At 41.9% G+C, this 9,955-nt stretch carries 8 protein-coding genes; 5 read left to right on the forward strand and 3 right to left on the reverse strand.

Annotated features, from left to right (window positions below; all coding sequences use genetic code 11):
* Nucleotides 1-123: 123 nt before the first annotated feature.
* Nucleotides 124-318 carry a hypothetical protein gene (locus BLV54_RS00940; RefSeq protein WP_090566427.1) on the reverse strand — a complete coding sequence of 65 codons (195 nt, stop codon included), beginning with the start codon at nucleotides 316-318 and terminating at the stop codon, nucleotides 124-126.
* A gap of 415 nt (nucleotides 319-733) precedes the next feature.
* Here BLV54_RS00940 and BLV54_RS00945 point away from each other — a divergent pair, with 415 nt between their 5' ends.
* On the forward strand, nucleotides 734-1,252 hold the full coding sequence (locus tag BLV54_RS00945; RefSeq protein ID WP_090566430.1) for an Hsp20/alpha crystallin family protein: 519 nt from the start codon (nucleotides 734-736) through the stop codon (nucleotides 1,250-1,252).
* 51 nt (nucleotides 1,253-1,303) lie between these two features.
* Nucleotides 1,304-2,929, forward strand: coding sequence for a chaperonin GroEL (gene groL / locus BLV54_RS00950; protein ID WP_090566433.1), 1,626 nt, complete (start codon nucleotides 1,304-1,306; stop codon nucleotides 2,927-2,929).
* A gap of 133 nt (nucleotides 2,930-3,062) precedes the next feature.
* On the opposite strand, the gene BLV54_RS00955 is transcribed toward groL, so the two are convergent.
* Complete coding sequence (locus BLV54_RS00955) at nucleotides 3,063-3,974, reverse strand: patatin-like phospholipase family protein (RefSeq protein WP_090566436.1); 912 nt, start codon at nucleotides 3,972-3,974, stop codon at nucleotides 3,063-3,065.
* Between the two features lie 427 nt (nucleotides 3,975-4,401).
* On the opposite strand from BLV54_RS00955, the gene BLV54_RS00960 reads away from it, so the two are divergent.
* The 3 genes from BLV54_RS00960 (at nucleotide 4,402) to BLV54_RS00970 (ending at nucleotide 8,303) form a co-directional block, all read left to right on the forward strand.
* Nucleotides 4,402-5,412: a M14 family zinc carboxypeptidase gene (locus tag BLV54_RS00960; RefSeq protein ID WP_256329010.1), complete on the forward strand. Its 1,011-nt coding sequence runs from the start codon at nucleotides 4,402-4,404 to the stop codon at nucleotides 5,410-5,412.
* Nucleotides 5,409-6,173, forward strand: a complete 765-nt coding sequence (locus tag BLV54_RS00965; RefSeq protein WP_090566442.1) for an alpha/beta fold hydrolase — start codon at nucleotides 5,409-5,411, stop codon at nucleotides 6,171-6,173. Before BLV54_RS00960 ends, BLV54_RS00965 begins: the two co-directional genes overlap by 4 nt.
* A gap of 372 nt (nucleotides 6,174-6,545) precedes the next feature.
* On the forward strand, nucleotides 6,546-8,303 hold the full coding sequence (locus tag BLV54_RS00970) for a bifunctional ornithine lipid synthase OlsF (protein WP_090566445.1): 1,758 nt from the start codon (nucleotides 6,546-6,548) through the stop codon (nucleotides 8,301-8,303).
* Nucleotides 8,304-8,636: 333 nt separating this feature from the next.
* On the opposite strand, the gene BLV54_RS00975 is transcribed toward BLV54_RS00970, so the two are convergent.
* Nucleotides 8,637-9,955, reverse strand: a 1,319-nt coding sequence (locus BLV54_RS00975; RefSeq protein ID WP_218132283.1) for a PhoH family protein, incomplete at its 5' end; no start/stop codon positions are given.

Below are 9,955 nucleotides of genomic sequence, written 5' to 3' on the forward strand. Positions count from 1 at the left end.
ATAAGAATTATTCCCATTTTGTCAGATTGAGCATGGCAAATATTTTAACCTAGATTCCTCAGTTGATCGCTCGTTCTGATGTTAACACTATGAATATAATAATTTTTCCTATATATTTCATTTTCACCCTCTGGGTGTTTCCGCTGCAGGACGGATTGCGCAATTTTGCAAGCGCATGGCTGCGTTGCAACTCTTTGGAATGGAACGACCATTCCGCATCGTTGCGCCTTGCCCTGCACTCGCAAAATCACACACTCCATCCTGCCCAACTGAGGAATCTAGGTTTAATTGCTTCGCATGATGGATACTATGTTGCATTGAAGATTTGGTATGTTGATTCCAGGAAATTGCTGTCGGAACGCTAACAGCTGATGATGACAAACAAATGACAGAATTATTAAAGTCTCATGTATTAACGATAAATTGAAATGAAAAGAAGTTTCAGTATTTTTTAATCAGAAATACGTGCTTCTACTTATTTATTTTTTCTTATTGATAGCCTAGGATAAATTACTCCGTAGGTTATTGATCTTTCTTGCATCTATCACCATGCAGTGCATATCGTATGAAGCAGGTGAGAGAGAAAGTAGATAACAAGGGACTCAGTCAAGATTACGCTGCTAACTGATAGGACAGCGATTGAGTTATGCAGGTTTCACCAGTCGCTAGAGTTCTGGAAACTGGTTGACCAAGTTTTCAAGAAATTTCGCTGCTTTAGATAAGGAGAACTATCATGAAAAATGTCCCGCAATCACCTTCATTTCTGCATAGTGAAACAAGTACCGGACAAGCATCTACACCTTCTTCTAGTGAATCAAATACTACGCAACCATCTTCAATTCAGCCTGGTATTGTTACTCCATCTGATCTCCTTGCTACTGTTGAAGATTGGCTCTGTAATTTAGGCATACGTCGTATAGGAGAAATACCCGTGATAAAAGTCGATTTATCAGAAAGTGATACTGCGTATATTATTCTTGCAGATATTCCCGGTGTAAATAAAGAGGACATAAAAGTTGATTTAGAAAGTAACCGTGTTTCCATCAGTGTCGAGAAAAAGAAAGGGGTGGAACAAAAAGAGGGTGAAAGAATCGTTTCTAGAGAACGTTCTCTGGAATCTATCTCCCGTTCTATCAGGCTGGACGCGGAAATAGATGTGAACAAAGCTCAAGCCAAGTATGAAAATGGTGTACTAAGATTGACAATGCCAAAAAAACATGTGAAAGCTATCAAGCAGCTTGAGATCATGTAATTAAGGAAATTTTCCTGCCAAGATTACAAAGCGTTCATTCAGGAGGCTCCAATGCCAGCAAAGCAAATCCTGTTTCATGATGCTGTTTACACCAAGATTCTCAGGGGGGTAAATATTCTAGCCAATGCCGTCAAGGTCACACTTGGCCCGAGAGGCCGCAATGTCATTCTCGAACGTGCTTATGGTCCACCCTTGGTCGCTAATTCTGGTGTTGTGGTGGCGAAGGAAATCGAGCTTGAAGATAAATTCGAAAACATGGGCGCGCTGATGGTGAGAGAGGTTGCCAGCAAGACATCCAATGTGGCAGGAGATGGCACCACCACCGCGACAATACTGGCGCAGGCGATTGTCCGCGAGGGAATGAAGTTTGTTGCAGCAGGAATGAATCCTATGGATTTGAAGCGCGGCATTGACATAGCGGTTGCGGCTATAGTGGAGGCGCTCAAGGAAGTATCCAGACCCTGCATATCCCGGAAAGAGATTGCTCAGGTGGGTGCTATTTCCGCCAATGCCGATACCGTGGTGGGCGAGATCATTGCTGAAGCCATAGAGAAAGTAGGCAAGGAAGGTGTCATTATGATCGAAGATGGCCAGAGCCTGGAGAACGAGTTGGAGATAGTAGAGGGAATGCAGTTTGACCGTGGTTACCTGTCTCCCTACTTTATCAACAACCCGGACAAGCAAACGGCGGAACTGAATGATCCCTATATCCTTCTGTCTGAAAAGAAGATCAGCAATATCCATGATCTATTACCGTTGCTGGAGCAAGTCTCCAAGGCTAATCGGCCGTTACTTATCATTGCAGAGGATGTTGAGGGAGAAGCACTGGCGACGCTGGTGATCAATAACATCCGCGGCATTCTTAAATCCATAGCCGTTAAATCGCCAGGATTTGGTGACCGACGCAAGGCTGTGCTGGAAGATATTGCTATTCTCACTGGTGGTGCCGTGATCGCCGAAGAAACCGGTTTTTCCCTCCAGAAGATTACGCTGAATGATCTCGGTCAGACAAAACGTGTTGAAGTGGATAAGGAAAATACGACTCTCGTTGGCGGGGCAGGAGAGATCAAAAAGATCCAGAGCCGTGTCAAAGAAATCCGCAAACAGATTGAAACAGCTTCAAGCGGTTACGACAAGGAAAAACTACAGGAGCGTGCTGCCAAGCTCGCTGGCGGGGTGGCAGTCATCAAAGTTGGTGCCGCTACCGAAACAGAGATGAAAGAGAAAAGGAGCCGGATTGAAGACGCGATGCGTGCGACCCGCGCTGCTGTGGAAGAGGGCATCGTGCCGGGTGGCGGTGTCGCATTATTACGGGCCAGAACGGCCATCGGTGTACTGAAGGGCAGCAACCATGAACAGGATGCCGGTATCCGGATTGTAGTGCGGGCTTTAGAGGAACCTTTACGGCAAATCGTCACCAATGCGGGAGGTGAGCCATCAATCGTGCTTGCCAAGGTATTGGAAAATACCGGTAACTTTGGCTATAACGCCGCAGCCGAGGTATATGGTGATCTCCTGGAAATGGGAATTCTCGATCCCACCAAGGTGACACGTTGTGCCTTACAGAATGCCGCTTCGATTGCTAGTCTGATCCTTACTGCCGATGTCATGATCGCTGACTTACCCGAACATCAACTGGGCGCATCAAACATATTGGATAAAACGAGCGGGATTTGATTCTTGCAGGGAGAATGGTCATTTGTGTCCAATTAGCATCAAACGATGAGGTGACAGCCCAAGATATTGCTAAAATCAAGTGAAGAATATTTATCCTAAAAACCGCTTTTAGGATTATGGTTTTTGCGATCAATCAGATTTGCAGCCATTGTTGAATCTGTTCCCGATGTTGCGCATACCAGATTCTGCCGATTTCTAATGCCTTTTGCTGGAATACTGGATTGTTTGCAGAATCCATATCACCTGGCATATCAAAGTCTTTTAGATAATGATTGATATATAACACACGATTGCCCAACATCTCTTCAGTAATTTTGACATTTGTAATCATTTTCTCCCTGAGAATTAATGAAGCTACCCCTTTTACCGACCATTGAACCCCACCATATCCACAGGCTTTAGTGCCATTTATCGCGAAACTGCGCCAACCTGATCCAATGGAAAGCACTTTTATCTCGCATTCCTTCCAAAACTTCTTAGCACGAAGATAGACACTAAGGCCTGGATTATTCATACCTATACCTCCATCGATTCGCCAGTTTCCATCTTCCATTTGTACTGGAGGATAATATGCTGGTGCAGCAGTGCAAGCATCTGCCACTTCGCTAAGAAGAAAATCCGGTTGACTCTCATTGGTGAAAATTTCTAATTGATCCCGGTTAAGATTGAAACTAGGAATCAATATTTGTTTGCTAAGTGATGAAAGCCTTAAGTTTCCTAATTCTTTTTTTAATACCAGGCTTTTTGTAGTACCTCTATATTTAGGGCGAATTTGCAGGATATTTAGCAACCTGCTCATCCTATGTTCTGTCATCATTTTTTCTAGTAATTTTTCTTGTAAAACAGTATGAATGATCTCCCTGGCAGTCATTGTTCGACCCAGAATTAGACATGCAATCAGTCCCCCAGATGATGAGCCGGCAACCATGTCAAATAAATCGTAAGTTGAAGAACCGCTATCCTCTTCCAGACAAGCTAATACGCTAAGTTGAATTAACAAATGACTACCGCCTCCATCCAAACTCAAAACATATTTTGGTTGCACAACAGCTCTCTCCTGGATTTATGTTACGCATGAGAAATAGGTTATTAGCTGCAAGGGTGGTGTATTTTTGAACTCATACCTGCTGAATTCTTCAGCGCAGCTAAATGTTTGAAGGAGAACTATGTTCTTCACTATCACCCTATAAGTGTCTTTTTAAGTAAACTAGGAATGGAAATAAAGCTTAAAGATAACTTATTAAACTTCTTTGAATTATTTGTTAAATATTGATGAAATCTTTATTAGAAAAAAGAAAGATGATGTATCACGAAAGGAATAATTGACAGGTTAATGAACCTTTAATGACTATTAAAGACTTATGTAACATCGATGACAGACAAGATCTTAATGATCTGGTGTAATATTTATTTTATTAATAGTAACTCTCTAGTATCACAGTACCTTATATCCAATGCACGGCACATCTACCTTGAAACAATTATTACCTGAACTACAACAAATTGAAGCAATTATTCATTTGGGTAATAAAACAGGTTTATGTAGTCAAGTGCTTTCTCATGTATCCTGTGATGAGGGTATGTTGCCAATTTATGCCATAACACTCGGTAATAGGGCACGAGATATTCCTTGCATTACCTATGTTGCAGGTATCCACGGACTAGAGCGCATTGGGACACAAGTTGTCATTGCTTTTCTGGAAGGTCTGTTAGAACGTTTAAAGTGGGATCAGGTCCTGGCTGATATTCTGGAACGGGTATGCATCAATTTTTTACCGCTCATCAACCCGGTTGGCATGTTGAACTATACCCGCGCGAATGGGCGAGGTGTCGACTTGATGCGTAATGCACCAGTAGATAGTCATGAAAAGACAGTCTGGCTGGCAGGGGGGCATCGGATTTCATCTTATTTGCCATGGTACCGTGGGAAAGCCTCTGAGGCGATGCAACTTGAAGCGCAAGCGTTATGTGATTTTATTGTACAGAAAGTTTTCCCTGCACCATTCAGCCTGGTTTTGGATTGCCATTCCGGTTTTGGTTCTCGTAATCAGATCTGGTTTCCTTATGCCAGAAGCCGGCTTGAACCTATTAAGCATTTAAAAGAAGTTTTTTATCTGCGTAAGCTTTTTATGCAGACTTATCCCTATCAAGATTATCTTTTTGAGCCACAATCACAACATTACCTGGTACATGGTGATCTCTGGGATTTTCTTTATCTGAAATCGTTGGCAAGTGATAATATTTTTCTGCCATTAACTCTAGAAATGGGTTCTTGGCGATGGATTCGCAAGAATCCGCTGCAGTTACGTCAATTACAGGGTCTTTATCACCCGATAAAGCCACACCGTCTTAATCGGGTGCTGAGAGGCCATTTAATACTGATGGAATTTTTGTTGCACGCAACTTTATCTTATAAAAACTGGCTTGTTAAGAGTGACTCACTGGAATTAGAGCAACAGGCGCGAACGCTGTGGTACACATGAAGTATTGCGAGCACTTTGTATTGATTCGAGGGTTGTTGCGTGAAACAAGACACTGGGGAGGATTTACTGAGTATCTGCAGCAACAGTTTCCCAATGCTAATATTATTATGCTGGATATTCCTGGTAATGGCCGATTGCATCGTGCCACTAGCCCAGAAACGATTGCAGGCATGACAGAAGCATTGCGCGAACAAGTGCTCATACGTCAGCCACTCAGACTGATCGCACTTTCCATGGGAGGAATGATTGCTATTGATTGGATGATGCGCTATCCGGATGAAGTGGAAGCAGCAGTTTTAATCAATACCAGCGCAAGACCGCTGTCTCCGTTTTACCACCGTTTATGCTGGACGATTTATCCCCATGCTATAAAAATGATTTTTCGGTCAGCTTTGCAGAAGGAGTCAGATATTCTGACCCTGACTTCAAACCGTCACAGCCACAACAGCAAACTGCTTGAGTCCTGGCAGCAATGGCAACGAGAAAACCCAGTGTCAACTGTCAGTGCCAGGAATCAATTCCTGGCTGCGTTAAAATTTTCGGTAACTTCCAAACCGAAGCAACCAGTACTCATTGTAGCCAGTCAAGCTGATCGCCTGGTTGATTATCGCTGTAGCCTGAAACTGGCGCAGGCTTGGCAAACAGACTATGTGCAACATGATACGGCAGGCCATGATTTGCCACTGGATGAACCGGAGTGGCTGGCAAATGTCATCAAGCAATGGTTTAACCCTGATCTTTCTTCAGCTGCTGAAATATAAATAAATCAATCAATCAATTCAACTCTCATGGCGCAATTATTCTGTGCTGACGGGAGGCGTATGCGGTTTCGCGAGTGCAGGGCAAGGTGCTACGGCGCGGAATAGTTGTTCCATTCTAAGGAATTGCAACATAATCATGTACTTGCAAAATCGTACAATCCGCACCGGAGCGTAAACACTCGGAAGGTGAGAGTAAAAAATCACAGAAAAGGCTATAACATTCATAATGTTAATGCCAACATGAGCGACCAACTGAGGATCTGGGTTCAATCCTTCAAGCTCATTTTCTTAGAGTAATTTCTGCGTCATTTCTTCGTCATATTGATCATATATCTTATCTAGCATTAATTTATGTTAATGGGGAGCAGATATATGCTTGATGTTGATGCCTTGCTGAAAGATTATTTTCAGAATGTGGATGAAAACATTGATAAACCTCTGATGAAGGTCGCTTCTTCTGTATTAAAAAAACTTTTCCATCAGGATGAAATTAACTTTTTTATTGAAACTCACAAATACCTGGAAGGATTAGAATTCAATGATGCCGTTCTTGAACATTTTAATTTTACATTTCAAGTTTCTAGCAAAGACCGGGCGTATATACCTGATCAGCGTCGTGTACTGATCGTTGCCAATCACCCGCTTGGCTCTCTGGATGGATTGGCACTTCTTAAATTGATATCGGAGATCAGAACCGACGTTAAAATTGTTGCAACTACATTGCTGGACTGTATTGATCCCCTGCAAGGCTTATTTCTCTCGATTGATAATTTATCAAAAACAGTGAAGCATCGCGATAGTATGCTTCAAATTGTTGAAGCACTGGAAGCAGAACAAGCTGTCATCATGTTTCCAACCGGAGAAGTCTCACGTATATCTCCCCTTGGAATTCGTGATGGCAAGTGGAAAACTGGTTTTTTATCTCTGGCTAAAAAAACAAATGCACCGATTGTTCCTGTGTATATTGGCGGCAAAAATTCAATGCTTTTTTATGGTCTTTCGAGTATCTACAAACCGTTGGGCACAATGATGTTGGTCAACGAAATGTTCAATCAAAAAGGCTGTGAAATTTCATTCAGGATTGGCAAACCTATACCGTGGGAATCCATAGCAGCAATGGATATACCTAAAAAAAACATTGCGAAATTAATGCGCAAACAGGTTTACTTATTAGGTAAAAAGAAGAAAAAGGAACTATTTAAGCCAATTGAGAATATTATCCATCCGGTTAAAACTAAGCTAATCCGTAAAGAACTCAAAGCTTCACAATTAATAGGCAAAACACAGGATGGCAAGCATATTTATCTATTCGATTATGCTTCCAATTCCAGTGTAATGCGTGAAATTGGGCGTCTGCGCGAATTATCCTTCCGGCAGGTGCAGGAAGGCACGGGCAATTCTTTAGATATCGATAATTATGATCGATATTACCGACACCTTATTTTATGGGATGAAGATGAGCTGGAAATTATTGGTTCCTACCGTATAGGGGAGGCGGCCAAGATTCTCAGGAAATATGGGGAAACAGGTCTGTATACTAACAGCTTGTTCAAATTTGATCAGTCATTCATTCCTTACCTTGAAAATGCTATAGAACTGGGGCGTAGTTTTATCCAGCCCAGATATCAGGGAAAACGTAGTCTGGATTATCTCTGGTATGGGATTGGCGCTTATCTTTATCTGCATCCAGAGATACATTATATGATTGGGCCTGTTTCATTGAGCACCTCAATGCCTGAATCCGCACAAAAAGTCATTGCAAGTTTTTACACAGAGCTTTTTGGCAATGACAAAATGCTTTCCATACCCAGACTTCCATTCAACTTTACACAGATTAAGGACTTTATAGCATTTAAGAATGTATCAGACGAAATTGAATACAAGAGTGCATTTGCCATTCTTAAAGAACGACTGGATGATTTAGGTGTAAAGATACCTATCCTATATAAGCAATATGTAGAACTATGTCACCCAGGAGGCTGCGAATTTCTAGGTTTTAATATTGATCCTGATTTTTCTAATTGTGTGGATGCTTTGATTCTTGTACATATCGATAGCATTAAGGAAAAAAAATACCAACGCTATATTGAAAGTCATGCAAAGGTTATTGAAAATCTGAACTCTGCATAATAAATAATTTTATGATTGACTAAATATTTGGATTTATTAGTTTAAGCGCGTACCCATAAAAACTTGTTTTTGGTGGTATACATATTGCGAGACAAGGCGCGATGAGGCCGCAGGGCCATCCCCTGCAATGAAGAGCAACGCCACTTCGCGCCTGGATAACCACATGTCCCATCCCGCCAAACTGCGGTTCTTATTCCATTTCTAAATCAAACATGATGCGAAGGCGAGCCGCAGACAGTATAAATAATACGGCAAGGAGAAGCTGACAAAATCAGGTTTAATTTAGTATTAGGTTAAAAGCCCCTTGCCTAACTAATTCTTACTTCATGACAATTACAGCAGCTCGTTTGCGAGATTCGCCAATGCTGAACGTTCTCCTTTTTCAAGCCGGATATGTGCGAACAAAGGGTGTCCTTTCAAACGATCGATCAGGTAAGTGAGACCATTTGATTGTTCGTCCATGTAGGGTGTATCGATCTGGTGTATATCGCCCGTGAATACTACTTTTGTTCCCTCGCCAGCACGAGTGATAATCGTTTTAACTTCATGTGGCGTCAGATTCTGCGCTTCATCAATGATAAACATTACATTGGATAAGCTTCGTCCACGGATAAAAGCCAGCGCAGTGATTGAAAGTTTGCCGCTTTCTTCCATTTCGTCCAAAACCTTGGATTTCTTTTCAGTAGCACGGAATTGACTTTTGATGAATTTCAGGTTATCCCACAATGGTTGCATGTAGGGAGAAATCTTATCCTCAGCGCTACCTGGCAAGAATCCGATCTCGCGATTGCTTAACGGAATAATAGGTCGGGCGAGAATGATCTGGTTGTATTTATTTTTTTGTTCTAGTGCGGATGCGAGTGCCAATAGGGTTTTTCCGGTCCCGGCCACACCTTGAAGAGCGACGAGCTTGATATTGTCATTCAATAATGCATTTACAGCAAAAGCCTGTTCGGCATTTCTGGGTTTGACATTATAAACATAAGTTTTCTCGACCCGTTCTATAGTATCCAAGGCTTCATTGTATCGCGCCAGAACTGAGTCACTCCCATTTTTAAAGATGTAATAACCATTGGCAATTTTATGGTTACCGAGGAGCTCTATTTCTTGAATGCTGCCTTTTCTAAAAAGTTCATTGATCGTATTTGGAGGAACACCTTCAATTACCGGGAAACTGGTTGAAATATTTTTGACGTTTTTTACTTTGCCAGTTTCATAGTCTTCTGAAGGCAGCCCTATGGCCTTGGCTTTCAGGCGCAGATTAATATCCTTGGTGACCAAAACAACCTTGGCAGACTTTTCGGAATGTGACAGTGTCAGCGCAGCATTAATGATCTTATGATCATTCTTTCCTTTCCCATAGATCTCTTCTGCATCCATTCCGTTAACCAGATTGGACATTACAATTTTCAGCTTTCCTTTTTTGGTTCCCAGCGGAATCCAGTTGTTAAGACCAAAATCCCCTGAAAGTTTATCCAGAAATCGAATCGCTTCTCTTGCTTCAAAGTTTTTTGTTTCATTTCCTACTTTAAAATGATCCAGCTCTTCCAAACAGGTTGATGTGGCTCCCTGTAACTGGACAACCTGAAAGAAAGTTAAGCTCTGACATATAAAGTTAATCAGGTTCAGGCAACCCGATTGATTCTTTGGTG

It is taken from the genome of Nitrosomonas sp. Nm33 (assembly GCF_900107265.1).
Taxonomy (GTDB): domain Bacteria; phylum Pseudomonadota; class Gammaproteobacteria; order Burkholderiales; family Nitrosomonadaceae; genus Nitrosomonas.

Coding starts and splice junctions, on each gene's coding strand:
- BLV54_RS00940 (WP_090566427.1), bottom strand. CDS start 318: ATGCAACATAGTATCCATCATGCGAAGCAATTAAACCTAGATTCCTCA.
- BLV54_RS00945 (WP_090566430.1), top strand. CDS start 734: ATGAAAAATGTCCCGCAATCACCTTCATTTCTGCATAGTGAAACAAGT.
- groL (WP_090566433.1), top strand. CDS start 1,304: ATGCCAGCAAAGCAAATCCTGTTTCATGATGCTGTTTACACCAAGATT.
- BLV54_RS00965 (WP_090566442.1), top strand. CDS start 5,409: ATGAAGTATTGCGAGCACTTTGTATTGATTCGAGGGTTGTTGCGTGAA.
- BLV54_RS00970 (WP_090566445.1), top strand. CDS start 6,546: ATGCTTGATGTTGATGCCTTGCTGAAAGATTATTTTCAGAATGTGGAT.